The sequence below is a fragment of the Microbacterium phoenicis genome (assembly GCF_047302325.1).
In the GTDB taxonomy this organism is placed as follows: Bacteria; Actinomycetota; Actinomycetes; order Actinomycetales; family Microbacteriaceae; genus Microbacterium.
The window spans coordinates 1,652,808-1,678,505 of the sequence record NZ_CP154849.1; the positions used below are offsets into that span (position 1 = coordinate 1,652,808).

The 25,698-nt window shown below is 68.1% G+C and carries 24 protein-coding genes; 16 read left to right on the top strand and 8 right to left on the bottom strand.

The genetic code is table 11. The features are described from left to right. Positions 1-37 precede the first annotated feature (37 nt). The 10 genes from uvrA (at position 38) to ABCU91_RS08125 (ending at position 11,373) form a co-directional block, all read left to right on the top strand. Complete coding sequence (uvrA, locus tag ABCU91_RS08080; RefSeq protein WP_413353349.1) at positions 38-2,923, top strand: excinuclease ABC subunit UvrA; 2,886 nt, start codon at positions 38-40, stop codon at positions 2,921-2,923. Position 2,924: 1 nt separating this feature from the next. Continuing rightward, a complete protein-coding gene (gene uvrC / locus ABCU91_RS08085) occupies positions 2,925-4,844 on the top strand; it encodes an excinuclease ABC subunit UvrC (RefSeq protein ID WP_413353350.1) in 1,920 nt (639 codons plus the stop codon). A gap of 33 nt (positions 4,845-4,877) precedes the next feature. Continuing rightward, positions 4,878-5,750, top strand: coding sequence for an RNase adapter RapZ (gene rapZ / locus ABCU91_RS08090; protein ID WP_413353351.1), 873 nt, complete (start codon positions 4,878-4,880; stop codon positions 5,748-5,750). Between the two features lie 56 nt (positions 5,751-5,806). After that, positions 5,807-6,784, top strand: a complete 978-nt coding sequence (whiA, locus tag ABCU91_RS08095; RefSeq protein WP_091352869.1) for a DNA-binding protein WhiA — start codon at positions 5,807-5,809, stop codon at positions 6,782-6,784. Between the two features lie 113 nt (positions 6,785-6,897). Further along, complete coding sequence (locus ABCU91_RS08100) at positions 6,898-7,524, top strand: superoxide dismutase (RefSeq protein WP_065570773.1); 627 nt, start codon at positions 6,898-6,900, stop codon at positions 7,522-7,524. Between the two features lie 137 nt (positions 7,525-7,661). Continuing rightward, entirely contained in the window at positions 7,662-8,672 is a 1,011-nt protein-coding gene (gene gap / locus ABCU91_RS08105; protein WP_091352875.1) for a type I glyceraldehyde-3-phosphate dehydrogenase, read from the top strand. Between the two features lie 2 nt (positions 8,673-8,674). Next, positions 8,675-9,892 (top strand): phosphoglycerate kinase, encoded by a 1,218-nt coding sequence (locus ABCU91_RS08110; protein ID WP_413353352.1) that lies wholly within the window; start codon positions 8,675-8,677, stop codon positions 9,890-9,892. Beyond that, entirely contained in the window at positions 9,880-10,671 is a 792-nt protein-coding gene (gene tpiA / locus ABCU91_RS08115) for a triose-phosphate isomerase (protein WP_413353353.1), read from the top strand. Before ABCU91_RS08110 ends, tpiA begins: the two co-directional genes overlap by 13 nt. Positions 10,672-10,768: 97 nt before the next feature. Then, the gene (gene secG / locus ABCU91_RS08120; RefSeq protein WP_091352885.1) at positions 10,769-11,017 is read left to right on the top strand and encodes a preprotein translocase subunit SecG; all 249 of its coding nucleotides are present in this window, start codon (positions 10,769-10,771) and stop codon (positions 11,015-11,017) included. Continuing rightward, positions 11,017-11,373, top strand: a complete 357-nt coding sequence (locus ABCU91_RS08125; protein ID WP_091352889.1) for an RNA polymerase-binding protein RbpA — start codon at positions 11,017-11,019, stop codon at positions 11,371-11,373. Before secG ends, ABCU91_RS08125 begins: the two co-directional genes overlap by 1 nt. A 37-nt stretch (positions 11,374-11,410) precedes the next feature. On the opposite strand, the gene pgl is transcribed toward ABCU91_RS08125, so the two are convergent. The 5 genes from pgl to tkt are packed head-to-tail and all read right to left on the bottom strand — an operon-like array spanning position 11,411 to position 17,868. Further along, positions 11,411-12,190 carry a 6-phosphogluconolactonase gene (gene pgl / locus ABCU91_RS08130; protein ID WP_406924452.1) on the bottom strand — a complete coding sequence of 260 codons (780 nt, stop codon included), beginning with the start codon at positions 12,188-12,190 and terminating at the stop codon, positions 11,411-11,413. Between the two features lie 7 nt (positions 12,191-12,197). Next, positions 12,198-13,130: a glucose-6-phosphate dehydrogenase assembly protein OpcA gene (locus ABCU91_RS08135; protein WP_413353354.1), complete on the bottom strand. Its 933-nt coding sequence runs from the start codon at positions 13,128-13,130 to the stop codon at positions 12,198-12,200. Continuing rightward, a complete protein-coding gene (zwf, locus tag ABCU91_RS08140; protein ID WP_413353355.1) occupies positions 13,127-14,674 on the bottom strand; it encodes a glucose-6-phosphate dehydrogenase in 1,548 nt (515 codons plus the stop codon). Before zwf ends, ABCU91_RS08135 begins: the two co-directional genes overlap by 4 nt. Before the next feature lie 3 nt (positions 14,675-14,677). Continuing rightward, complete coding sequence (gene tal, locus ABCU91_RS08145) at positions 14,678-15,790, bottom strand: transaldolase (protein WP_413353356.1); 1,113 nt, start codon at positions 15,788-15,790, stop codon at positions 14,678-14,680. Further along, complete coding sequence (gene tkt / locus ABCU91_RS08150) at positions 15,787-17,868, bottom strand: transketolase (RefSeq protein WP_413353357.1); 2,082 nt, start codon at positions 17,866-17,868, stop codon at positions 15,787-15,789. The genes tal and tkt overlap by 4 nt, the downstream gene beginning before the upstream one ends. Positions 17,869-18,091: 223 nt before the next feature. On the opposite strand from tkt, the gene ABCU91_RS08155 reads away from it, so the two are divergent. Beyond that, entirely contained in the window at positions 18,092-19,018 is a 927-nt protein-coding gene (locus ABCU91_RS08155; protein WP_406924448.1) for a heme o synthase, read from the top strand. A gap of 21 nt (positions 19,019-19,039) precedes the next feature. Here ABCU91_RS08155 and ABCU91_RS08160 read toward each other — a convergent pair whose 3' ends face one another. Together ABCU91_RS08160 and ABCU91_RS08165 are read right to left on the bottom strand one after the other, a co-directional pair. Next, positions 19,040-19,414 carry a dinucleotide-utilizing enzyme gene (locus tag ABCU91_RS08160; RefSeq protein ID WP_406924447.1) on the bottom strand — a complete coding sequence of 125 codons (375 nt, stop codon included), beginning with the start codon at positions 19,412-19,414 and terminating at the stop codon, positions 19,040-19,042. A gap of 95 nt (positions 19,415-19,509) precedes the next feature. Further along, positions 19,510-20,439, bottom strand: a complete 930-nt coding sequence (locus tag ABCU91_RS08165) for a COX15/CtaA family protein (RefSeq protein ID WP_413353358.1) — start codon at positions 20,437-20,439, stop codon at positions 19,510-19,512. 220 nt (positions 20,440-20,659) lie between these two features. On the opposite strand from ABCU91_RS08165, the gene sufB reads away from it, so the two are divergent. Genes sufB through ABCU91_RS08190 form a run of 5 tightly spaced genes read left to right on the top strand, consistent with a single transcriptional unit; the run spans position 20,660 to position 24,724 of the window. Further along, positions 20,660-22,078 (top strand): Fe-S cluster assembly protein SufB, encoded by a 1,419-nt coding sequence (gene sufB, locus ABCU91_RS08170; RefSeq protein WP_091352920.1) that lies wholly within the window; start codon positions 20,660-20,662, stop codon positions 22,076-22,078. Beyond that, positions 22,078-23,274 carry a Fe-S cluster assembly protein SufD gene (gene sufD / locus ABCU91_RS08175; RefSeq protein ID WP_406924445.1) on the top strand — a complete coding sequence of 399 codons (1,197 nt, stop codon included), beginning with the start codon at positions 22,078-22,080 and terminating at the stop codon, positions 23,272-23,274. Before sufB ends, sufD begins: the two co-directional genes overlap by 1 nt. After that, positions 23,271-23,600: a non-heme iron oxygenase ferredoxin subunit gene (locus ABCU91_RS08180; RefSeq protein WP_091352925.1), complete on the top strand. Its 330-nt coding sequence runs from the start codon at positions 23,271-23,273 to the stop codon at positions 23,598-23,600. The genes sufD and ABCU91_RS08180 overlap by 4 nt, the downstream gene beginning before the upstream one ends. 14 nt (positions 23,601-23,614) lie before the next feature. Further along, the gene (gene sufC / locus ABCU91_RS08185) at positions 23,615-24,385 is read left to right on the top strand and encodes a Fe-S cluster assembly ATPase SufC (protein WP_406924444.1); all 771 of its coding nucleotides are present in this window, start codon (positions 23,615-23,617) and stop codon (positions 24,383-24,385) included. A 9-nt stretch (positions 24,386-24,394) separates the two neighbouring features. Continuing rightward, positions 24,395-24,724, top strand: coding sequence for a metal-sulfur cluster assembly factor (locus tag ABCU91_RS08190; RefSeq protein WP_400364787.1), 330 nt, complete (start codon positions 24,395-24,397; stop codon positions 24,722-24,724). Between the two features lie 59 nt (positions 24,725-24,783). On the opposite strand, the gene ABCU91_RS08195 is transcribed toward ABCU91_RS08190, so the two are convergent. Continuing rightward, entirely contained in the window at positions 24,784-25,689 is a 906-nt protein-coding gene (locus ABCU91_RS08195; RefSeq protein WP_406924443.1) for a siderophore-interacting protein, read from the bottom strand. Positions 25,690-25,698 lie beyond the last annotated feature (9 nt).

Genomic DNA, 25,698 nt, shown 5'->3' on the forward strand with positions numbered 1-25,698 from the left:
CGGAGCCCGTGTCGGTGGCCCAACCTAGGATTGACCGGTGCCCATCGTCCCCGTTCCCCATGCCTCCAAACTCAGTGTCCGCGGCGCTCGCGTCCACAATCTGAAGAACGTCGACCTCGAGATCCCGCGCGACTCGCTCGTCGTGTTCACCGGCCTGTCCGGGTCGGGGAAGTCGAGCCTCGCATTCGACACGATCTTCGCCGAAGGTCAGCGCCGCTACATCGAGTCGCTCAGCTCCTACGCGCGGCAGTTCCTGGGACAGGTCGACCGTCCGGACGTCGATTTCATCGAGGGACTGAGCCCTGCGGTGTCGATCGATCAGAAGTCGACCAACCGCAACCCGCGTTCGACCGTCGGCACGATCACCGAGATCAACGACTACATGCGACTGCTGTGGGCGCGGGTGGGTGTGCCGCACTGCCCCGAGTGCGGTGAGCGCATCCAGCGACAGACGGTGCAGCAGATCGCCGACCAGCTCATGGAGCTGCCCGAGCGGACGCGCTACCAGATCGTCGCTCCCGTCGTCTCGCAGAAGAAGGGTGAATTCGTCGACCTCTTCAAGGAGCTGTCGGCGAAGGGCTACGCCCGCGCGATCGTCGACGGCGAGGCCGTGCAGCTGGCCGAACCGCCGACGTTGAAGAAGAGCTACAAGCACGACATCGCGGTCGTCGTCGACCGACTCGTCGCCAGCCCCGACATCCTCAGCCGTGTCACCGACTCGGTCGAGACGGCGCTCGGTCTGGCCGGCGGCATCCTCCAGGTCAACTTCGTCGACGAAGAGGGCGACGATGCGTGGCAGAGCTACAGCGAGAAGCTCGCCTGCCCGAACGGTCACCCACTCCAGCTCACCGAGATAGAGCCGCGGACATTCTCGTTCAACGCGCCGTTCGGTGCCTGCCCTGCGTGTTCCGGGCTGGGCACGCGCATGTCCGTCGACACCGAGCTGCTGCTCGGCGACGAGGAGCTCTCCATCGCCGAAGGCGTCATCGTCCCCTGGACGACGCAGGGCAAGGGGTTGTTCCAGTACTACGAGCGTCTGCTCGTCGGTCTCGCCGATGACCTCGGCTTCTCACTCGACACCCCGTGGAAGAACCTGCCCGTCGACATCCAGGACGCCGTCCTTTCGGGCGAGAACTACAAGGTAACGGTCAAGTGGAAGAACCGCTACGGACGCGAGATGCGGTACGCGTCCGGCTTCGAGGGCGTGATCCCCTACATCGAGCGTCAGTTCACGCAGGCCGAGACCGACACGCAGCGTCAGCGCTGGGCGGAGTTCCTCCGCGAGGTGCCGTGCCCCGTCTGCAACGGCGACCGTCTCAAGCCCGAGGTCCTCTCGGTCCTCGTTCACGGCCACTCGATCGCGGATGCCTCGCGGCTCAGCCTCGGCGAGGCGCAGACCTTCTTCGCCGAGATGGCCCTCACCGACCGCGAGGCGACGATCGCGGCGGCGGTGCTCCGCGAAATCCGAGCGCGGCTCGACTTCCTCATCCAGGTGGGTTTGAACTATCTGAGCCTCAGCCGCGCCGCCGGTTCGCTCTCGGGCGGCGAGGCGCAGCGCATCCGTCTCGCGACGCAGATCGGCTCCGGGCTGACGGGGGTGCTCTACGTCCTCGACGAGCCCTCGATCGGACTCCACCAGCGCGACAACCGCCGTCTCATCGAAACGCTCGTGCGTCTCAAGAGCCTCGGGAACACGCTCGTCGTCGTCGAGCACGACGAGGAGACCATCCACGCGGCCGACTGGATCGTCGACATCGGCCCGCGGGCGGGTGTCGAGGGCGGGAACGTGGTCCACTCGGGTCCCGTCGACCAGCTCCTGACCGATGAGGAGTCCATCACGGGCGCCTACCTCAGCGGGCGCCGGGCGATCGCGATGCCGGAGAAGCGTCGAAAGATCGACAAGGGACGGCAGCTGCGGGTCGTCGGTGCCCGGGCGAACAACCTGCAGAACGTCACGGTCGATTTCCCGCTGGGCGTCCTGACCTCCGTCACCGGTGTGAGCGGGTCGGGCAAGTCGTCTCTCGTGAACGGCATCCTCTACGAAGTCCTCGCCACCAAGCTCAACGGAGCGCGTCGCGTCGCCGGCAAGCACACCCGCGTGACCGGCCTCGAGCACCTCGACAAGGTCGTCCACGTCGACCAGGCACCCATCGGACGCACGCCCCGCTCGAACCCGGCCACCTACACGGGCGTTTTCGACCGGATACGGTCGCTGTTCGCCGAGACGACCGAGGCGAAGACCCGCGGATACCAGCCGGGTCGCTTCAGCTTCAACGTCAAGGGCGGCCGCTGCGAGGCCTGCTCGGGTGACGGCACGATCAAGATCGAGATGAACTTCCTGCCCGACGTCTACGTCGACTGCGAGGTGTGCCACGGCCAGCGCTACAACCGCGACACCCTGACCGTGCACTACAAGGGCAAGAACATCGCCGAAGTCCTCAACATGCCGATCTCCGAGGCGGCCGACTTCTTCGAGCCGATCCAGGCGATCCACCGCTATCTGAAGACGCTCGTCGACGTCGGGCTCGGCTACGTCCGGCTCGGGCAGTCGGCGACGACGCTCTCGGGGGGCGAGGCGCAGCGCGTCAAGCTCGCCACCGAACTGCAGCGGCGTTCCAACGGCAGGACGATCTACGTCCTCGACGAGCCGACGACGGGCCTGCACTTCGAAGACGTCCAGCGCCTGCTCGAGGTCCTGAACAGCCTCGTCGACAAGGGCAACTCGGTTCTCGTCATCGAGCACAACCTCGACGTCATCAAGTCGTCGGACTGGGTCATCGACCTCGGTCCCGAGGGCGGGTCCGGTGGCGGCACGATCGTCGCGACCGGCACGCCGGAGCAGGTCGCGGCTGTCTCCGAAAGCCACACGGGTCAGTTCCTCGCCGAGCTCTTGGACGTGGCGCCCGCGCGCAAGGCGGGCTGACGTGGCCTCCGCGCTGCCTTACAAGCCGAAGCCGGGGGAGATCCCGACAGACCCGGGCGTCTACCGGTTCCTCGACGCGGACGGCCGGATCCTGTACGTCGGCAAGGCGAAGAATCTGCGCGCACGGCTGTCGAACTATTTCGCTCCGCTGCACACCCTGCACGAGCGCACGCGTCGCATGGTCACGACGGCTGCGAAGGTCGAGTGGACGGTCGTCGCCACCGACATCGACTCCTTGCAGCTCGAATACACGTGGATCCAGGAGTACTCGCCGCCGTTCAACGTCCGATACAAGGACGACAAGTCGTACCCGTACATGGCGGTGACCCTGGGCGACGAGGCGCCGCGGGTGATCGTCACACGGAACCGCCGCATCCGTGGCGCGAAGTACTTCGGTCCGTACCCCAAGGTCTGGGCGGTCCACGACACCATCGATCAGCTGATCAAGGTGTTCCCGATCCGCACGTGCAGCGATTCGTCCTACAAGAAGGCGATGGCGACGGGGCGGCCCTGCTTCCCCGGTCAGATCGGCCGGTGCGGTGGCCCGTGCTCGATGAAGGTCACCATCGAGGAGCACCGCGCGATCGTCGACGACTTCATCGCCTTCATGTCGGGCAGCGACAAGCGGTACACGAAGCGGATGGAAGCGCGCATGCGCGAAGCCGCTGCCGCGATGGACTACGAGACCGCGGCCTCGTACCGCGACAAGCTGCAGGCGCTCGACGCCGTCCTCAACCGCAGCGCGCTGGTCCTGAGCGAGGACACGGATGCCGATCTGTTCGGAGTCGCCGAAGACGAACTCTCTGCGGCCGTGCAGCACTTCATCGTCCGCGGTGGGCGCGTGCGAGGCGTTCGTGCGACGACGATCGACAAGGAGCTCGACATCTCGGGCCCGGAGCTGGTCGACCAGATCCTCCAGCGCGCGTACGGAGCCGCCGGCGCTGAAGACATTCCGCGTCAGGTGCTCGTGCCGACTCTTCCGGACGACACCGCCGAGCTCGAGGAGTGGTTGCAGTCCCGACGCGGCAAGAGGGTCACGGTCCAGATCGCGCAGCGCGGTCAGAAGGCGGACCTGATGCGCACGGCGACTCTCAACGCCCAGCAGGCGCTCATGCTCCACAAGACGCGCCGCACGAGCGATTACACGTCGCGCACGAAAGCTCTGACCGACCTGCAGGAGGCCCTCGGGATGTCCGAGGCTCCGCTGCGGATCGAATGCTTCGACGTCTCGCACCTCGGCGGGACGGGTGTGGTCGCCTCGATGGTCGTCTTCGAGGACGGTCTGCCCCGCAAGGATCAGTACCGGTCCTTCTCGGTCAGCGAGACCACCGACGACACCGACTCCATGTATCAGGTGCTCATGCGCCGACTCGCCCACATCGACCGGGACGAAGCCGAGCAGGACGCGATCGATCCGACGGCCGACGGCGAGGTGGATGCCACCCGCAAGCGCCCGCGCTTCGCGTACCGTCCGCAGCTGCTCCTCGTCGACGGCGGCCAGCCGCAGGTCGCCGCGGCGGCCCGCGCGCTCCGCGACTCCGGCCACGAGGAGATCGCCCTGTGCGGCATCGCGAAGCGCCTCGAGGAGGTCTGGTTGCCCGACGATGACTTCCCGGTCATCCTGCCGCGCTCGTCAGAGGCGCTGTACCTGCTCCAGCGACTCCGCGACGAGGCGCACCGATTCGCCATCACCCATCAGCGCAAGAAGCGCCGACGGGACATCACGACCGTGCTCGAGGAAGTGCCCGGGCTCGGGGAGTCGCGGATCAGGGCACTCCTGCGTCACTTCGGCTCCGTAAGCAAGCTGAAGCAGGCGTCTCCGGAGGAGATCCAGGAGCTGCCCGGGATCGGCCCTCGACTGGCCGCCAGCATCCACTCGCATCTCGCGACCGGTTCGGTCCCGAGCGGTGCCGGTGGTTAGGCTGAGTCCACACGCGTGAAAGGCGGGGCAGGGATGGACGGCCAGACGGCGGGCGAGGTCCTGATCGTCACGGGCATGTCCGGCGCCGGCCGGACGACCGCGGCGAACGCCCTTGAGGATCTCGACTGGTACGTCGTCGACAACCTGCCGCCGCAGATGCTGTCGCATCTTCTCGATCTCACGGCCCTCGCCGCAGACGCGCTCCCTAAGGTCGCCGCCGTCGTCGATGTCCGAGGTCGTCAGCTGTTCGGCGAGTTGCCGTCGGTGACCCGATCTCTGCGCGACGGCCGTCAGTTGCGCGTCCTGTTCCTGGATGCCGCCGACGAGGTGCTCGTCCGCCGCTTCGAAGCCGTGCGTCGGCCGCACCCTCTCCAGGGGGAGGGGACGATCCTCGACGGCATCCGTCGCGAACGCGAACGCGTCGCGATCATCCGGGAAGCCGCCGACGTCATCGTCGACACGAGCTCCCTCAACATCCACCAGCTGGCGAACCGGATCGTCGACCTGTTCCGCGACGACGGGGACGCCCGCCACACGGTCACCGTCATGAGCTTCGGCTTCAAGTACGGGCTTCCTCCCGACGTCGATCTCGTCGCGGATATGCGTTTCCTCCCGAACCCGTACTGGGAGCCGACGCTCCGCGCTCTGACGGGCGAGGACGAGGCCGTCCGCGACTTCGTCCTCGATCAGGAGGGCGCCCGCGAGTTCATCGACACGTACGCGGCGGCGCTCCATCCCGTTCTGCAGGGGTATCAGCGCGAGAACAAGCGTCACTCGGTCGTCGCGATCGGGTGCACCGGCGGCAAGCACCGCTCGGTGGTGACCGCACTCGAGCTCGGTGAGCGTCTGGCGCAGGAAGCGGGCGTGGCAGTGAGAGTCACGCACCGTGACCTGGGTCGCGAATGACCGGTGCGCGAGTAAGCTGATCCTTTGTCCCCGATCGCCCCCACCGAAGGATCCCCGTGCCGCTGACTGCTGACGTGAAGACGGAACTCACTTCGGTCCGTGATCCCCGGCCCACGGCCCGCGTCGCAGAGCTGACAACGATCCTCCGGTTCTCCGGCGGTCTCCACTCGATCGCCGGCCGCGTGGCGGTCGAAGCCGAGGTCGAGACCGACATCCTGGCCCGCCGCGTCGCCCGCGATCTCGTGGAGATCTACGGCGTCCGCCCAGAGCTGGCCCACGTGCAGTCCTCCGGCGGCCGCGCCGCGAACCTGGTCGCCGTGCGCGTGATCGAGGGCGGCGAGACGCTGGCGCGCCAGACGGGCCTCCTCGACAACCGCCGTCGCCCCGTCCGCGGTCTTCCCAACAAGCTCACGACGGGCGCACGCCCCGACCTGGCCGCGGTGTGGCGCGGAGCGTTCCTCGCCGCCGGCACACTGTCCGACCCCGGTCGCTCCGCCGCCCTAGAAGTGGCCTGCCCGTCGGGGGAGGCTGCGATGGCCCTCGTCGGGGCGGCTCATCGCCTCGGTATCGCTGCGAAGGCCCGTGAAGTGCGCGGTGTGCCTCGCGTCGTCGTCCGCGACGGCGAGGCGATCCGCGCCACGCTCCTCATGATGGGCGCGCAGAAGACGGCCGCCGCGTGGGAGGAGATGCGGCAGCGTCGCGAGGTGCGCGCCGGCGTGAACCGCCTCGTCAACTTCGACGACGCGAACCTGCGTCGTTCCGCGCAGGCCGCCGTCGCCGCCTGTGCCCGCGTCGAGCGCGCACTCGAGATCCTCGGCGACACCGTCCCGGACCACCTCAAGCAGGCGGGTGACCTGCGCCTCGCTCACCGCGACGCGAGCCTCGACGAGCTCGGGCACCACGCCGATCCGCCGCTGACGAAGGATGCCGTCGCCGGACGCATCCGCCGTCTTCTCGCGATGGCGGACAAAAAGGCTGCGCAGGACGGCGTCCCGGACACGGAGTCCGCCGTTCCCGCCGGTCTCGAAGACTGACGGGATACATCCCCTCTTCCCGGGAAGCAACCGGGTGCCCGGTGGGTTGGCTCTCAATAGGATGAATCCGACCGGCCGCGCCCTGTGCGCGGCACCTACAGAAGGAAGAGGACATGGCGAAGTACACCCTGCCTGAGCTCCCGTACGACTACTCCGCGCTCGAGCCGAGCATCAGCGGCAAGATCATGGAGCTCCACCACTCGAAGCACCACCAGGCGTACGTCACGGGAGCCAACACCGCCCTCGAGCAGCTCGCGGAAGCGCGTGAGACCGGCAACCTCGCGAACGTCAACAAGCTCGAGAAGGACCTCGCGTTCAACCTCGGCGGACACGTCAACCACTCGATCTTCTGGACCAACCTGGCCCCCGCGTCGCAGGGTGGCGGTGGCGAGCCCGAGGGCGAGCTGCGCGCAGCCATTGACGAATTCTTCGGCGGCTTCGACAAGTTCCAGGCGCACTTCACCGCGGCCGCCACCGGCATCCAGGGCTCCGGCTGGGCCGTCCTCAGCTGGGACCCGATCGGCCAGCAGCTGATCATCCAGCAGCTGTTCGACCAGCAGTCGAACACGGCTCAGGGCACCGTCCCCATCTTCCAGCTCGACATGTGGGAGCACGCCTTCTACCTCGACTACCTCAACGTCAAGGCGGACTACGTCAAGGCGGCATGGAACATCGCCAACTGGCAGAACGTCGCACAGCGTCTCGACGCCGCGCGCGAGAAGACGGCGGGCCTGCTCTAGTAGTAGGGTCGTTCACAGGTGAGGATGCCGGGCTCCTCCCGGCAACGGGGGCTGAGCCCCGGCATCCTCTCTCATTTCCAGCACATCGCGGGTCGACCCCGTCCATGGGGCGTGCGCGAAGAAAAACGGGAGACAACGTGTCTGTCAAGATCGGCATCAACGGCTTCGGCCGTATCGGACGCAACTTCCTTCGCGCGGCACTCGCGCAGGGAGCTGACCTGGAGATCGTGGCGGTGAACGACCTCACCGACAACAAGAGCCTCGCTCACCTCCTCAAGTACGACTCGGTCGGCGGCCGCCTGGACGCCGAGGTCTCGTACACCGAGGACTCGATCACCGTCAACGGCAAGACCATCAAGGTCTTCGAAGAGCGCGACCCCGCCAACCTCCCCTGGGGCGACCTGGGCGTGGACATCGTCATCGAGTCGACCGGCCGCTTCACCAAGGCCGCGGACGCCAAGAAGCACATCGACGGCGGCGCGAAGAAGGTCATCATCTCGGCGCCGGGCACCGACGTCGACGGCACCTTCGTCATGGGTGTCAACGACGGCTCCTACGACTCCGAGACGATGCACGTCATCTCGAACGCGTCCTGCACCACGAACTGCCTCGCCCCGATCGCCAAGGTCTTCAACGACAACTTCGGCATCGAGCGCGGCTTCATGATGACGGCGCACGCCTACACCGCAGACCAGAACCTCCAGGATGGCCCCCACGGCGACCTGCACCGCGCCCGCGCTGCGGCGATCAACATCGTCCCCGCCGCGACCGGTGCGGCCAAGGCCATCGGCCTCGTCCTGCCCGAGCTCAACGGCAAGCTGAGCGGCTCGTCGTACCGCGTCCCGGTCCCCACCGGCTCGATCGTCGACCTCACGGTCGTCACCCCGACCGAGGGCCTGACCGCCGAGGTCATCAACGCAGCGTTCGAGAAGGCCGCCGCTGAGGGCGAGCTCGTCGGGTACCTGAAGTACAACACCGACGCGATCGTCTCGAGCGACATCCAGCTCGACCCGCACTCCTCGGTCTTCGACGCCGGCCAGACCAACGTGTCGGGCAACCTCGTCAAGATCTCGTCGTGGTACGACAACGAGTGGGGCTACTCGAACCGTCTCGTCGACCTCACCGAGCTCGTCGCCAGCAAGCTCTGACGATGGCTCTGCGCACCCTCGATTCGCTGGGTTCGCTCGCAGGCAAGCGCGTCATCGTCCGTGTCGACTTCAACGTCCCCCTGAAGGACGGCGTCATCACGGACGATGGCCGCGTGCGTGCGGCCATCCCCACGCTTCGCGCGTTGGTCGAGCAGGGGGCGCGCGTCATCGCGGTGTCCCACCTCGGCCGGCCCGACGGCGCACCGGACGCGAAGTACAGCCTCGCGCCGGTCGCGTCGCGCCTGTCCGAGCTGCTGGGCCAGGACGTCGCCTTCGCGACGGACACCGTGGGCGACTCGGCTCGTGACACCGTCGCGGCCCTTGAGGACGGCCAGGTCGCCGTGCTCGAGAACCTGCGGTTCAACGCGGGCGAGACGGCGAAGGACGACGCAACCCGTCGCGCCTTCGCCGAGCAGCTCGCTGCTCACGGCGACGCGCTCGTCTCCGACGGCTTCGGTGTCGTTCACCGCAAGCAGGCGTCGGTCTACGACCTCGCGGAGCTCCTGCCGTCGGCGGCGGGGCTTCTGATCGAGAATGAGGTCGACGTCCTCGACCGCCTCACCGAGCGCCCCGAGCGCCCGTACGCGGTCGTCCTGGGCGGTTCCAAGGTCAGCGACAAGCTCGGCGTCATCGAGCACCTCCTGCCGCGCGTGGACAAGATCCTCGTCGGCGGCGGCATGCTCTTCACCTTCCTCGCGGCCCAGGGCCACAAGGTCGGTAAAAGCCTCCTCGAGATCGACCAGCTCGACACCGTCCGCGGCTACATGTCGACGGCACACGAGCGCGGCGTCGAGCTCATCCTCCCCGTCGACGCTGTGATGGCGTCCGGTTTCGCGGCCGACGCGGACCACGTCGTGGCATCCGCCGACGCCCTCGAGGACACCGACTTCGGTGCCGACGGTATGGGCCTCGACATCGGGCCGAAGACGGCGGAGCTGTTCGCCGACGCGATCCGCGGCGCGAAGACGGTGTTCTGGAACGGCCCCATGGGCGTGTTCGAGATGGACGCCTTCGCCGCCGGGACGAAGACGGTCGCGGAGGCGCTCACCGAGGTCGACGGGCTGTCCGTCGTCGGCGGTGGAGACTCGGCGGCCGCCGTGCGGCAGCTCGGGTTCGACGACGACCAGTTCGGCCACATCTCCACCGGTGGTGGAGCCAGCCTCGAGTTCCTCGAGGGTAAGAAGCTCCCCGGATTGGAGATCCTCGGATGGGAAGCGTGACCCGCACCCCGCTCATCGCCGGCAACTGGAAGATGAACCTCGACCACCTGCAGGCGGTCGCGTTCGTCCAGAAGCTGCACTGGACGCTGAAGGATGCCGCGCACGAGACCGATTCGGTCGAGGTCGCCGTGTTCCCCCCGTTCACCGACATCCGCACGGTGCAGACCCTCATCGACGCCGACAAGATCCCGTTCGCCCTCGGCGCGCAGGACGTGTCGGCGAAGGATTCGGGGGCCTACACCGGTGAGGTCTCGGGCGCGTTCCTCAAGAAGCTCGACGTCGGCTACGTCATCATCGGTCACTCCGAGCGCCGCGAGTACCACGCGGAGTCGGATGAGGTCGTCGCAGCCAAGGTGCAGGCCGCCCTTCGGCACGGCCTCGTTCCGGTGATCTGCGTCGGTGAGACGCTCGAGCAACGCGAGGAGTCCGGCCCCACGGCCGTGTCCGTGGCGCAGCTGCGCGCAGCGCTCGAGGGCGTGGCGTCCGACGCGGACGTCGTCGTCGCATACGAGCCCGTCTGGGCCATCGGGACCGGACAGGTCGCGTCGCCCGAGCAGGCTCAGGAAGTCTGCGCGGCCCTGCGCGCGGTGGTCGCCGAGTCGTTGGGGGATGCCGCTGCCGAGCGCACCCGCATCCTCTACGGCGGATCCGTGAAGTCGGGCAACATCGCCAGCTTCATGCGCGAGCCCGACGTCGACGGAGCCCTCGTCGGCGGTGCGAGCCTGTTGGCGGACGAGTTCGCCGCGATCATCCGATACCAGAAGCACGTCGGCGTGTGACCTCGAGCGGTGCGGCGCCTCACGGCGTCGCACCGCTCAGCCGGTATACTCGTGCGAACGCCGAGTCACTCGGCGACCCGAAAGGCTTTCAACGACTGTGGACATCCTCCAGCTTGTGCTGCAGGTGCTGCTGGGAATCACCAGCCTCCTGCTCACGCTCCTGATCCTCCTGCACAAGGGACGCGGCGGCGGCCTCTCCGACATGTTCGGAGGCGGCATGAGCTCGGCCATGGGCTCCTCGGGCCTGGCCGAGCGAAACCTCAACCGCTTCACCGTGGTGCTGGCGCTCGTCTGGTTCGTCGCCATCGTGGCGCTCGGTCTCATCACGAAGTTCCAGAGCATCTGATGGCTACCGGGGGAAACGCGATTCGGGGGACGCGCGTCGGCGCGGGCCCCATGGGGGAGCAAGACCACGGGCACCACGCCGACCGCGTGGCGGTGTCCTACTGGGATGCACTCGGCAATGAGACGGTGCGTTACTTCGCCGCAGGCATCGCCGAGGAGGAGATCCCCGAGACGATCGATTCGCCTCACTCCGGTCTTCCGGCCGGCCGCGACAAGGCGAACCCGCCCGCAGTCGCGAAGACGGAGCCCTACAAGACGCACCTCGCCTACGTGAAGGAGCGTCGGACGGACCAGGAGGCCGAATCGATCCTCGACGACGCGCTCCAGCAGCTTCGGGAGCGCCGCGGCCAGGACTGAGCCGCGCGCGACTCACCTCGACAGACCCCGGGTTCGTTCAGAACTCGGGGTCTATCAGTTCCTCCGGAACACCCTGCGCGGCAGCCTCGTCGACGAAGAACACGGTCTGCTTGCGGCCCTTCGCGCCGGCAGCGGGTACCGAGTGGTAACTCGCGCCCGCGAGGGCGAGGCCCAGGGCGGACGCCTTGTCGGTGCCGGGCAGGACGAGCCACACGCGACGGGACGAGTTGATGACCGGTCGCGTCAGCGTGATCCGATCCGACGGTGGGACGGGGGAGTCCCGCACGGCGAGGACCGAGTTCTCGGTGTCGCCGATCTCGCTCCTGTCGGGGAACAGAGACGCGATGTGACCGTCCGGCCCGACGCCGAGGAAAGCGATGCTGAAGCGCGGCCACGCCTGCTCCGGGGTACCGTGCCCCGCGAGCTCCGCAGCATAGTCGGAGACCGCCTGGTCGTGGCTACGGCCGGCGTCGGCGGCGGCGATCGGGTGGACGTTCCGCGCCGGGACATCGATGTGCGACAGGAAGGCCTCACGTGCCGCGGTCTCGTTGCGCGCCGGATCGTCCGAGGGGACGAAGCGTTCGTCGCCCCACCAGAAGTGCACGTTGGACCAGTCGACCTCGTGACGCGCAGGGCTCTCGCCCGCCGCCTGCAGGACGGAGGTGCCCGCCGTGCCGCCGGTCAGGAGGACGTGCGTCGTCTTCCCTTCGGCGGCACGTGACGAGATCCGTTGGAAGAAGCGCCTCGCGACACCCTCTGCCAGGCTTCGGGCATCCGGACTGACGACGACGCGCTTCTCCGCGCGGAACTCCGACATGCGACTCCTACCTCGTGGGAGGGTCGAGGAGCTCCCACCCTTCGGTGATCACTCGACCATACAAGAGGTCCGGGTCGAGGCGGCGCAGCTCCTCCGCCAGGCATTCGCGGAGCGACCGACGCGGCAGCACGATGTCGTGCGTGGGCTGACCCGGCTGGGTGAGCGTCGCGTCCGTTGCGGTGGTGCGTTCCAGCACGATGTCGCCCGACGAGCGCGACAGCGTGACCGACCGAATGCCGTGAGCCCACTCGTCCGCATCGGTGTAATGCCACTGCACGGCCACGTCGAGCTTGAGTCGCAGCCACGCGGCGAGGAGCCCTGTGGACGGCGAGCTGCCCGCACCCACGACCGTGACGGCGGTGACGGGCTCGAACGGCGGCTGGTCCAGGACGGCGGCCAACTGCTCACGCCAGTGCGTCAGACGGGTCCACGCGAGGTCGGTGTCGCCCGGTTCGTACCCGGAGCCGAGCTGCTCGAGACGATCGGGGGAGAACGGCTCCGTCGAGGCATCCGTGATGCGTCGCTTCGCGATGCGACCGATGGGCGAGTGCGCGGTGTCGGTGGGCGGGTCGTCCGGCCACCAGGCGACGACGGGTGCGTCCGGCAGGAGGAGCCCGTTGATGAGACTCTCCTGGTTGCCGGCGGCCGCACCGCGGGCGCGGAGGACGACGACTTCGCTCGCACCGGCGTCGCCGCCGACGCGGATCTGCGCGTCCAGGCCCGTCGGGGCATCGGGTTCGACGACGAGGACGATGACGCGCATCGGGTGTTCACGGGATGCCGCGTTCGCGGCATCGATCGCTTCCTCCTCCAGACCGCCGGTCGAGACGATCACGAGTGTGAGCACTCGGCCGAGGGCGACGGCGCCGCCTTCTTCACGCACGCTCACGAGCTTCTTCGCGATCGTGGACACCGTGGTGTCGGGCAGATCGACGATCATGGACGCCTCCAGACGCGGCCGTCGCGGGCCAAGAGCTCATCGGCGGAAGGGGGACCCCACGAGCCGGGGGAGTACTGTTCGAGCGGCTCGTCCTGCTCCGCCCAGTACTGTTCGACGGGATCGAGGATGCGCCAGGACAACTCGACCTCCTCGTGCCGGGGGAACAGCGGCGGGTCGCCCAGGAGCACGTCGAGGATCAGTCTCTCGTAGGCCTCCGGGCTCGACTCGGTGAATGCGTGGCCGTAGCCGAAGTCCATCGTCACGTCGCGGACTTCGTTGCCGGCGCCGGGCACCTTCGAGCCGAAACGCAGCGTCACGCCCTCATCGGGCTGGATGCGGATGACGAGCGCGTTCTGCCCCAGCTGCAGCGCCTGGGAGCGCAGGAACAGCAGGGGAGGGGTGTGCTTGAAGACGACCGCGATCTCGGTCACGCGGCGGCCCAGGCGTTTGCCGGTCCGCAGGTAGAACGGCACGCCGTTCCACCGACGCGTGGCGATCTCGAGCTTGATCGCCGCGTAGGTCTCCGTGCGGGACTGCGGATCCATCCCGTCTTCGTCGAGGAAGCCGGTGACATCCTCGCCGCCCTGCCACCCGCCGGCGTACTGGCCGCGGGCGGTGGCCGTCGAGAGGTCATCGGGCAGCGTGACGGCGGCGAGCACCTTCTCCTTCTCTGCGCGCAGGTGCTCCGCATCGAGGGAGATCGGCTCCTCCATCGCAGTGAGGGCGAGGAGCTGCAACAGGTGGTTTTGGATGACGTCGCGCGCCGCACCGATCCCGTCGTAGTACCCCGCACGCCCGCCCACGCCGATGTCCTCGGCCATGGTGATCTGCACGTGATCGACGTAGTTGGCGTTCCAGAGCGGCTCGTACAGCTCGTTGGCGAAGCGCAGGGCCAGGATGTTCTGGACCGTCTCCTTGCCGAGGTAGTGGTCGATGCGGAAGATCGCGTCGGCGGGGAAGGCGACCTCGAGCGCTTCGTTCAGCTCTCGGGCGGTCTGCAAGTCGCTGCCGAACGGCTTCTCGATGACCACACGGCGCCACGTGTCGCCGTCGGCGTTCTCGTCGACGAGGCCCGAATCGCGCAACTGGCGCGCGACGACGGGGAAGTCCTTCGGGGGGATCGACAGGTAGAACGCGTGGTTGCCCATGGTCCCGCGCTCGGTGTCGAGCTTCTCGACGGTGTCGCGGAGACGGGCGAAGGATGCCGGGTCGTCGAACTCGCCCTGCACGAAACGGATGCCCTGCAGGAGCTGGTTCCAGGTCTCCTCGCGGAAGGGCGTGCGAGCGTACTGGCGCACCGCCTCGTAGACGACCTTCGCGAAGTCCTGGTCCTCCCAGTCGCGTCGGGCGAACCCGACCAGCGCGAAACCGGGCGGGAGCAGACCGCGATTGGCGAGGTCGTACACCGCGGGCATGAGCTTCTTGCGCGACAGGTCGCCCGTCACGCCGAAGATCACGAGCGCGCTCGGACCCGCGATGCGGTTGAGGCGACGATCGTCGGGGTCGCGGAGGGGATTCGTCCCCCGCGAGATCTGCACCACCATCGGTCAGCGCGCGCTGTCGAGAGCCGTGCGCACCGTGCCCTGCAGGTCATGCCAGGAGACGATGAACTTCTCGACGCCCTCATCCTCGAGCACCTGGGTGACGTCGACGAGATCGACGCCCGCCTCGGCCAGCTGGTCGAAGACACGGTGGGCGTCCTCGTACGCACCGGTGATCGTGTCGCCGGTGACCTTCGCGTGGTCGAAGGTGGCCTCGAGGGTCTTCTCCGGCATCGTGTTCACGGTTCCAGGAGCGACGAGCTCGGTCACGTAGAGCGTGTCGGGGAGAGCGGGGTCCTTGACACCTGTCGACGCCCACAGCGGACGCTGGACGGTCGCGCCGGCGGCGATGAGCTCGGCGGCATCCGATTCGGCGAAGCGCTTCTCGAACAGCTCGTACGCGAGACGGGCGTTCGCGACGCCGGCCTTGCCCTTGAGGGAGGCGGCCTCGCTCGTACCGACGGCTTCGAGGCGCTTGTCGACCTCGGTGTCGACGCGGGAGACGAAGAACGAGGCGACGGAGTGGATGGTCGCGATGTCGTGACCGTTCTCCTTCGCCCGTCGGATCCCGTCGAGGTACGCGTCGATGACGGCGGCGTAGCGCTCGAGGCTGAAGATGAGCGTCACGTTCACCGAGATGCCCTCAGCGAGCACCGCGCTGATCGCGGGGAGACCGGCCAGGGTCGCGGGGATCTTGATGAGCGCATTGGGGCGGTCGACCTTGGCCCACAGCTCCTTCGCCTGCGCGACGGTCGCGTCGGTGTCGTGCGCGAGGTCGGGGGAGACCTCGATGGACACGCGGCCGTCGACGCCGTTCGTGCGATCGAACACGGGACGGAAGATGTCGGCGGCGTCGCGCACGTCGGTCGTGGTGATCTCGAAGATCGCGGTGTCGACGTCGGCACCCTGCGCGGCGAGGGCCTGCAGCGGTGCGTCGTAGGAGTCGTCCTCGGTGTTGCCGATGGCGGCCTGGAAGATCGACGGGTTGGTCGTGACACCCACGACGTCGCGCGTCTCGATCAGCTGGGCGAGGTTCCCGGTGTCGATCCGCGATCGAGAGAGGTCGTCGAGCCAGATGCTGACGCCGGCGCCGGACAGGTCCTCAGTGGGGGTGCTCATGCGTTCTCCTTGACGGTTGCGCGGGCCGCTTCGACGACCGCGTCGGCGGTGACGCCGAACTTCTCGAACAGGGTCTTGTAGTCGGCGGAGGCGCCGAAGTGATCGATGCCGACGGTGCGTCCGCTGTCGCCGACGACCGCGCGCCAGAGGCCGGTGGCCCCCGCCTCGACCGAGACGCGCGCCTTGACCGAGGGGGGCAGCACCGAATCGCGATAGTCCGCATCCTGCTCGGCGAACCACTCGAGGCTGGGAGCAGAGACGACGCGAGCGCCGATCCCTTCGCCAGCGAGGGTCTCGCGGGCGGCGACGGCCAGCTGGACCTCGGAACCGGTGGCGATCAGGATCACGTCCGGCTCGCCCTCGGGAGCATCGAGGAGGGTGTACGCACCCTTGGCGACGCCCTCCGTGGTGGCGTAGCCGTTCTCGCCGCGCGGGAAGACCGCGATGTTCTGACGGGTCAGGGCGATGCCGGTCGGGCCGTCCTGACGGCGCAGGATCTCGAGCCACGCCGCGGCCGTCTCGTTCGCGTCCGCGGGACGGACGACCGTGAAGTTGGGGATCAGGCGCAGCGTCGCCAGCTGCTCGATCGGCTGGTGCGTAGGGCCGTCCTCGCCGAGCGCGACGGAGTCGTGGGTCCACACGAACACCGAGGGGATGTTCATGAGCGCCGCCAGTCGAACAGCAGGACGCATGTAGTCGCTGAAGATCAGGAACGTGCCGCCGAACGGACGTGTCGGCCCGTGCAGTTTGATGCCGTTGATGATCGCGCCCATGGCGTGCTCGCGGATGCCGAAGTGGAGGACGCGACCGTACGGGTCACCCGACCACTCGTGGGTGGACCACTCGGACGGGATAAAGCTCTTCGCATCCTTGATCGTGGTCAGGTTCGACTCGGCGAGGTCGGCGGAGCCGCCCCAGAGCTCGGGGAGCTCGGCGGCCAGGGCGTTGATCACGACGCCCGAGGCGGCGCGGGTGGAGACGTCCTTACCGGCCTCGAAGGAGGGGAGGGCGTCGTCGATGCCGTCGGGCAGGGTCGCCGCCTCGAGGCGGTCGAGGAGCGCCTTGCGCTCCGGGTTCGCCTCGGCCCATGCGTCGAAGGACTCCTGCCACCCGGCGCGGTCTGCTGCGGCTCGCTCGGCGAGTGCGCGCGTGTGCGCCAGCACGTCGTCGGCGACGGCGAAGTTCTGCTCCGGCTCGAACCCGAGGACCTTCTTCGTGGCGGCGAGCTCGTCGGCGCCGAGGGCGGAACCGTGGATCTTGCCGGTGTTCTGCTTGCCGGGAGCGGGCCAGCCGATGATCGTCTTAAGGACGATCAGCGAGGGCTTGGAGGTCTCGGCCTTCGCGGTCTCGATAGCCGCGTGAAGGGCTGCGAGGTCCTCGACGTACTCGCCCGTCTTCTTCCAGTCGACCGTCTGGACCTGCCAGCCGTAGGCCTCGTAACGGGCCTGGACGTCCTCCGTGAACGCGACGTTGGTGTCGTCCTCGATCGAGATCTGGTTGGAGTCGTAGATCGCGATCAGGTTGCCGAGCTGCTGGTGGCCCGCGAGCGATCCGGCCTCGGAGGTGACGCCCTCCTGCAGGTCGCCGTCGCCGGCGATCACGAACACGTGGTGGTCGAAGGGCGACGTGCCCGCCTCGGCCTCGGGGTCGAACAGACCGCGCTCGTAGCGTGCGGCGTAGGCGAAGCCGACGGCGGACGCAAGACCCTGGCCCAGGGGGCCGGTCGTGATCTCGACGCCCTTCGTGTGTCCGTACTCCGGGTGGCCGGGGGTCAGCGAGCCCCAGGTGCGCAGCGCCTTCAGGTCATCGAGCTCGAGGCCGAACCCACCGAGGTAGAGCTGCACGTACTGCGTGAGGGACGAGTGCCCGGCCGAGAGGATGAAGCGGTCGCGGCCCAGCCAGTGCGTGTCGGTCGGGTCATGCCGGAGGACGCGCTGATAGAGGAGGTAGGCCGCGGGGGCGAGGCTCATCGCGGTCCCCGGGTGGCCGTTACCGACCTTCTCGACGGCATCCGCCGCCAGTACCCGCGCGGTGTCCACCGCGCGTCGATCGATCTCGTCCCAAACCAGCTCTGACACCTGGAAGCCTTTCGTCGGTGATTCGGCGCGGACGACCGCTCATCTCGGAAGAAGAGGGGGCGTCCCACGTCGGGATTTTCAGCATATCGAGGTAGTCCACCCGCCGAGGCCGGGTGGCGCTCTGTGACGTGCGCTGTGAGCGAAGTGCCGGTGGATGGGGGGCGCAGGGACCGCTCGCGAAGGATGCCGTAGACTCGATCCGACGATCTACACGGCAGGGGCGATGGCACTCACGGACACCGGCGCGCGCGTATCCGCGCCCGCTCGACAGTCGGTCGGCCGCACCGTCCGCGCGTACATCCAGTTGACGAAGCCGCGTGTGCTCGAGCTTCTCCTGGTCACCACCATCCCGGTGATGTTCCTGGCGGCCGACGGTCTTCCGAACCTCTGGCTCATCGTCGCGACCGTCCTGGGCGGCGCCATGAGTGCAGGGTCGGCGGCATCCTTCAACATGTACCTCGATCGCGACATCGACGCGCACATGAAGCGGACCGAGAACCGCCCCCTCGTGACCGGCGAGGTCTCGCCGCGCGGCGCGCTGGTCTTCTCGTGGACGCTCGCGATCGTCTCCACCGTCTGGCTCTGGGTCTTCACGAACTGGGTCGCCGCTGCCCTCAGCGCGGGGGCGATCTTCTTCTACGTCGTGATCTACACGATGCTTTTGAAGCGCCGCACCGAGCAGAACATCGTCTGGGGCGGTATCGCCGGGTGCTTCCCGGTGATCATCGGGTGGTCGGCCGTCACGAGTTCGCTCACGTGGACGCCGTTCATCCTGTTCCTGCTGGTCTTCCTGTGGACGCCGCCGCACTACTGGCCGCTGTCCATGAAGTACAAGGGCGACTACGCCGAGGTCGACGTTCCCATGCTGGGCGCGACCCGCGACGGTGTCCAGGTCGGTCTGCAGGTCATCCTCTACGCCTGGGCGACGATCGCGAGCTCGCTGCTGTTGATCCCGGTCGCAGGAATGGGGCTCGTCTACACCGTGTCCGCCCTCGTCTTCGGCGGATGGTTCATCTACGAATCGCACGTTCTGTACGCGCGTGCGGTCCGCGGTGAGAAGGTGCAGCCGATGCGCGTGTTCCACGCCTCGATCACCTACCTGACGCTGCTCTTCGTCGCGATCGCGATCGACCCGCTGCTGCCGTTCTGACGCAGCGGGTCGACCTGGCGATCAGCGTGCGGCGCCGTCGAGGACGGGCTGCTCGGTCGTAGCCGACTCGTCGGGCGCGTCGGTCTCGATCTCGTCGGCGAACGTCTCGGTCGCGGGGGCGAGCTGCTCGCGCGGCATCGCGAAGGCGCGCAGGGCACCGAGCGCGAAAGCCAGCAGCAGGCCGGTCACGCCGACGCCGATCAGGATCGCGCCCAGGATCGCCCAGACCTGTCCGACATAGACCTCCACGCCGGTCGCGGTACCGGCGGTCAGCGCGGTCTCCATCGTCCCGAGCTTGTCGATCAGGACGACGGCGCCGGCGGCGCTGGATGCGAGGGAGCCTGCCACGAGCACCCAGAACGGGATGCTGCGGGTCAGGCGGGGGCGGGTGTTCATCGAATCTCCTCCGGGTCGAAGCCGCCCGGATTCGGACGGCCCGGGCCACTGTTCCCGATGCACCCTGACGGGACCGATGCGGAACCTATGAGGAGTCAGTGAGAAGCAGGCTCCACCTCGACGGCCGCCGGTGCCTTGAGGCGGAGGATGACGACCGTCATGGCGGCCGCGGTCAGCGCGGCCAGGACCATGTGCACGCCGACGGCGATCTCGGGCAGACCGTTGCGCGCTTGGTAGAGGCCGACGGCGATCTGGACGGCTTCGGCGGCGAGCAGCACGGTGACCCACGCGCGCGGGCGGAGTCGGCGGGCCCACGCGACTCCGACCAGGACCAGCGTGAGCGCGAGCAGGGTGTAGCCGGGCCAAGCGTGCACGTGCTCGAGGATCTCCGCGTCGAATCCGTTGCGCCCGGCGGCGGCGTCACCCGAGTGGGGGCCGGCACCCGTGGTCAGGACGCCGAAGGCGATCGTCACGGCGAGAACGGCGGTCGTCAGGTGCGCCAGGCGGGCGTACCACGCGGGGACGACCCGCCCGCGAGGCGCCGCGGGCTCCTTCATGCGGACGAGGAACGCGGCGCAGACGCAGACGAGGAGGAGCGACACGACGTAGTGGAAGCCGACGATGAAGGGGTTGAGACCCGTCAGGACGGTGATGCCACCGACGATCGCCTGGGCGACGACGCCGCCGAGGACGACGAGTGCCAGAACGAACAGGTCGCGACGGCTGCGGCGCATCCGCCAGACCAGCACGACAACGATCAGAGCGAGGATGCCGACGAGCCCCGTCAGCGTGCGGTTGCCGAACTCGATCACGCCGTGGATGCCCATCTCGGGCGTCGCGACGAGCGACTCCGGCGTGCAGGTCGGCCACGTGGGGCAGCCCAGGCCCGAGCCGGTCAGCCGGACGGCGCCGCCGGTGGCGATGATGAGCGTCTCGGCGATGAACGAGAGCCACGCGACGAGGGGCAGCAGGCGCGGCATCCGCGTGACGGGCGGGGCGGTCGGTGTCGACGCGGTGATGAGCATGGGGTCGCCTCCGGGCGCGGGCCGGCACGCCGCGGGGGACGGCGGTGCCTGTAGAATGAAGGAGTCGGCGAGCGCGATCCCCATCGCAGCCCGCACAACGATTCTAGGCGCGGTATCGCGTCGTCAGAGCGGCCAGCAGCGGCATCCCCCTCGTGCACTCCTCTCGCGGGAGGGAATGCCGGAACGGATGACACCGTTGCCGCCCGTGAGGAGGAAATTCATGTCGGATGTGCTCATCGACCGCCCCGAACTCGAAGGCCTGGGGGTGTACGAGTTCGGCTGGCACGACGCGGATGCCGCGGGTGCCGTCGCACAGCGAGGGATCAACGAGGACGTCGTCCGCGGGATCTCCGCCCTCAAGAGCGAACCCGAATGGATGCTGAAGACCCGTCTGAAGGGCTATCAGCTGTTCGGCCGCAAGCCGATGCCGACGTGGGGTGCCGATCTGTCCGGCATCGACTTCGACAACATCAAGTACTTCGTGCGCTCCACCGAGAAGCAGGCGCAGACCTGGGAGGACCTCCCCGAGGAGATCCGGAACACGTACGAGAAGCTCGGCATCCCCGAGGCGGAGCGCCAGCGTCTCGTCGCGGGTGTGGCCGCGCAGTACGAGTCCGAGGTCGTGTACCACCAGATCCGTGAGGACCTGGAACAGCAGGGCGTCATCTTCATGGACACCGACACGGCGCTGCGCGAGCACCCCGAGTTCTTCGAGGAGTACTTCGGCACGGTCATCCCCGCGGGAGACAACAAGTTCGCCGCGCTGAACACGGCCGTGTGGTCGGGGGGGTCGTTCGTCTACGTCCCCAAGGGTGTGCACGTCGAGATCCCGCTGCAGGCATACTTCCGCATCAACACCGAGAACATGGGCCAGTTCGAACGGACCCTGATCATCGCGGACGAGGACAGCTACGTCCACTACATCGAGGGCTGCACCGCTCCCATCTACAAGAGCGACTCGCTGCACTCGGCCGTCGTCGAGATCATCGTGAAGAAGAACGCCCGCGTTCGATACACAACGATCCAGAACTGGTCGAACAACGTCTACAACCTCGTCACCAAGCGCGCCGTCGCCCACGAAGGCGCGACCATGGAGTGGGTCGACGGCAACATCGGCTCGAAGGTGACGATGAAGTACCCGTCGATCTACCTCATGGGCGAGCACGCCAAGGGCGAGACCCTGTCCGTGGCCTTCGCCGGTCCCGGCCAGCACCAGGACGCCGGCGCGAAGATGATCCACATGGCGCCGTACACGCAGTCGTCGATCGTCTCGAAGTCGATCGCCCGCGGCGGCGGCCGGGCCGGTTACCGCGGTGAGGTGCGGGTGGACGCGAACGCGCACCACTCCGCGAACACGGTGCGCTGCGACGCCCTGCTGGTCGACACCATTTCGCGGTCGGACACGTACCCGGCGATCGACATCCGCGTCGACGACGTCCAGCTCGGCCACGAGGCCACGGTCTCGAAGGTCAGCGAGGAGCAGCTGTTCTACCTCATGAGCCGCGGCATGCCCGAGGACGAAGCGATGGCGATGATCGTGCGCGGATTCATCGAGCCGATCGCCCGCGAACTGCCCATGGAGTACGCCCTCGAGCTGAACAAGCTCATCGAGATGGGCATGGAAGGATCCGTCGGCTGATGACGACAGCGACTCAGGCCCCCGCATCCGATGCGAAGGGCCACATCGACCCTGCGGCGAAAGTGACCGATCAGGGCGTCCCCGTGCAGACCCGCTCGGAGCGTCCGTGGTCGTTCGACCCGGCCGACTTCGGCACGCCGACCGGCCGCGAGGTCAACTGGAAGCACACGCCGCTCGACCGCGTCGCGTCGCTGCTGGCCGACGAGCCGGCCCCGCACGACGTCATCGGTGTCGAGGTGACCGGACCGGATGCCGTCGAGCACATCCGTCTGCAGAAAGACGATGCTCCCCGCGGCGAGGTCTTCCGGCCGGAGGACGTCGTGAGCGCCATAGCGTGGGCGCAGGAGCCTGAGGCCCCCCTCATCCGCATCCCGGCTGACGTCGAGCTCGACGAGCCCGTCGTCGTGACGCTCACCGGCCGCGGCGGGGTCGCGCACGCGCACGTCGTGATCGAGGCGCAGCAGAACTCCCGCGGCACCGTCGTGCTACGTCACGAGGGGTCCGCCGCGCAGGCGCAGAACGTCGAGATCATCGTCCGGGACGGCGCCGCGCTGACCGTCGTGTCCGTGCAGCGTTGGGACGACGACGCCGTGCACCTCGCTGCCCATCAGGCCCGTGTCGACCGCGACGCCACCCTCACGCACATCGTCGTCAGCCTCGGCGGCGGACTCGTCCGCGTCAACCCGTCCGTCGAGCTCGCCGGCTCCGGCGCCCAAGGACGCCTGTACGGCCTCTCCTTCGCCGACGCGGGTCAGCACCTCGAAAGCCAGGTTTACCTGCACCACAAGGGCGCGCACACCAACGGCGACGTGCTCTACAAGAGTGCGCTGCAGGGTGCCTCGGCGCGCACGGTCTGGATCGGCGACGTCCTCATCGGACCGGATGCCGTCGGCACCGACTCGTACGAGGCGAACCGCAACCTGGTCCTCACCGACGGGGCGCGCGCAGACTCCATCCCGAACCTCGAGATCGAGACCGGCGACATCGTCGGCGCCGGTCACGCGAGCGCGACCGGTCGCTTCGACGACGAGCAGCTCTTCTACCTGCAGGCTCGCGGAATCGACGAGGAGCAGGCTCGGCGCCTCGTGGTCCTCGGGTTCCTCGCCGAGATCGTGCAGAAGATCGGCATCCCCTCCCTCGAGGACGAGTTCATCGCGGCCATCGAGGCCGAGCTCGTCGGGGAGGGTGCGCAGTGACCGCGGAGAAGGTCCTGCAGCTGAGCGACCTCGAGCAGGACACCGCCGTGCGTGTCGAGGTGGGCGGCGTCGCCATCGCCGTCGTGCTCGACGGCCAGGGCGAGGTCCACGCGATCGGCGACACCTGCACCCATGGTGACATCTCGCTGGCCGACGGTTTCGTCGAGGGAGAGTCGCTGGAATGCTGGGCCCACGGGTCCGCGTTCTCGCTGCGCACCGGTCGCCCCCTGAATCTTCCGGCTTACGAGCCGGTGCCCGTCTACGAGGTCACGATCGACGGGGACGACATCCTCATCGACCCCGCCGTGACCAAAGCCGTGAACTGAAGAAAGAAGCTGACATGTCTGTCCTCGAGATCCGCGACCTCCACGTGACGGTCGAGACGGAAGCCGGCGAGACCCCGATCCTCAACGGCGTCACCCTCACCGTCCGCACGGGCGAGACCCACGCCATCATGGGGCCGAACGGGTCCGGCAAGTCGACCCTCGCCTACACGATCGCCGGTCACCCCAAGTACACCGTCACGGGCGGCACGATCACCCTCGACGGCGAGGACGTCCTCGCGATGTCCGTCGACGAGCGTGCCCGCGCAGGTCTGTTCCTCGCGATGCAATACCCCGTCGAGATCCCCGGTGTCACGGTCACGAACTTCCTCCGCACCGCCAAGACCGCCGTCGACGGCGAGGCACCCTCGATCCGCGCGTGGACGAAGGACGTCAAGCAGGCGATGCAGAACCTCCGCATGGACCCGAAGTTCGCCGCGCGCAACGTCAACGAGGGGTTCTCCGGCGGCGAGAAGAAGCGTCATGAGATCCTGCAGCTCGAGCTCCTGAAGCCGAAGCTGGCGATCCTCGACGAGACCGACTCCGGCCTCGACGTCGATGCGCTCAAGATCGTCTCCGAAGGTGTCAACCGCGCCAAGGAGCAGAGCGACATGGGCGTGCTGCTCATCACGCACTACACCCGCATCCTCCGCTACATCCAGCCCGACTTCGTCCACGTCCTCGTGAACGGTCGCGTCGCGGAAGAAGGCGGCCCCGAACTCGCAGCGCGACTGGAGGATGAGGGTTACGACCGTTTCCTCGCTCCCGTCGGTGGCGAGCAGGCCTAGGATCGTCGCATGGCCGAGACGCTCGCACCCGAGAAGTACGACGAGGTCACCGAGGCCCTCAAGGACGTCATGGACCCCGAACTGGGAGTCAACGTCGTCGACCTGGGACTCATCTACGACCTCGGCTGGGATGACGAGAACGACGCTCTCGTCATCCACATGACCTTGACCTCCGCCGGCTGCCCGCTGACGGACGTCCTCGAAGAACAGACCGGACAGGCGCTGGACGGCGTCGTGGACCGATTCCGCATCAACTGGGTGTGGATGCCGCCGTGGGGTCCCGAGCGGATCACCGACGACGGGCGCGACATGATGCGCGCGCTCGGCTTCTCGATCTGAGCTGAAACCCCGGCCATTCGGCCGACGAAGAAGCGGTGCGACGATGTCGCACCGCTTCCTCAGTTCTCCGACCGACCGAGGCGCCAGTAGCCCATGAAGGCGACAGCGCGACGGTCGACGCCGACCTCGCTGACGAGGTGACGGCGGAGCGCTTTAATGGCGGACGCCTCGCCGGCGAGCCACGCGTAGAGGGGAGCGCTTTTCAGCGCCGCTCCACCCCTTGCGGTGCGGGGTACTTCCCAGAGAATGTCGTGATCGACGTCGATCTCCTCTACCTCGGCTCCGATTCCCCCTGGAGCGAGGCGTCGGGCGACGTCGGCAACCGCCGAGATGAGGTGTGTGTGGCGGCGGTCCTCGCCGCCACGCGCCTCGATGATCAGCTCGAAACCGGGGTGCGAGGGCACGTAGGCGGCGTCACTCGGGTGGGGCAGCTCGAGTACGACGACACCACGCGCGTCTGCGGGGAGCTGCTCCAGGATCCGAGCGATCGCCGGTGCAGCCGTCTCGTCACCGGCGAGCAGGATCGCGTCCGTCCTGGCGGGCGGCACGAAGTCGATGCCGTAGCTGACGCCCGTGTGCTCGGTCGTGGGGGCGAGGATCAGAACCTCGTCGCCGACCTCCGCGTCGGCGATCCAGGCGGATGCCGGGCCCAGGACGTCGTGAGCGACCATGTCGATGTCGACCTCGCCGGCGGCGCCGCGCACCGCGCGAGTCGTGTAGGTCCGCATGATCGGGCGCTGGGCCTCGGGCATCGCGCGCCAGCGGTCGTACCAGTCGGCATCCGTCGGCATCGAATCCAGGGGGGCGGTCGGCGTCGGGAACATGATCTTGACCCGTTGGTCGTACCCGGGATCGCCATAGGCGCCGAGCGCGTCGTCGCGGAAGGTGAACCGGCGGAAGCTCGGCGTCAGGTCGGTGACCGCCGCCACGGGGGCGCGGAAGAAGTTCATGGTGCTGAGGGACATGGTCTCTGC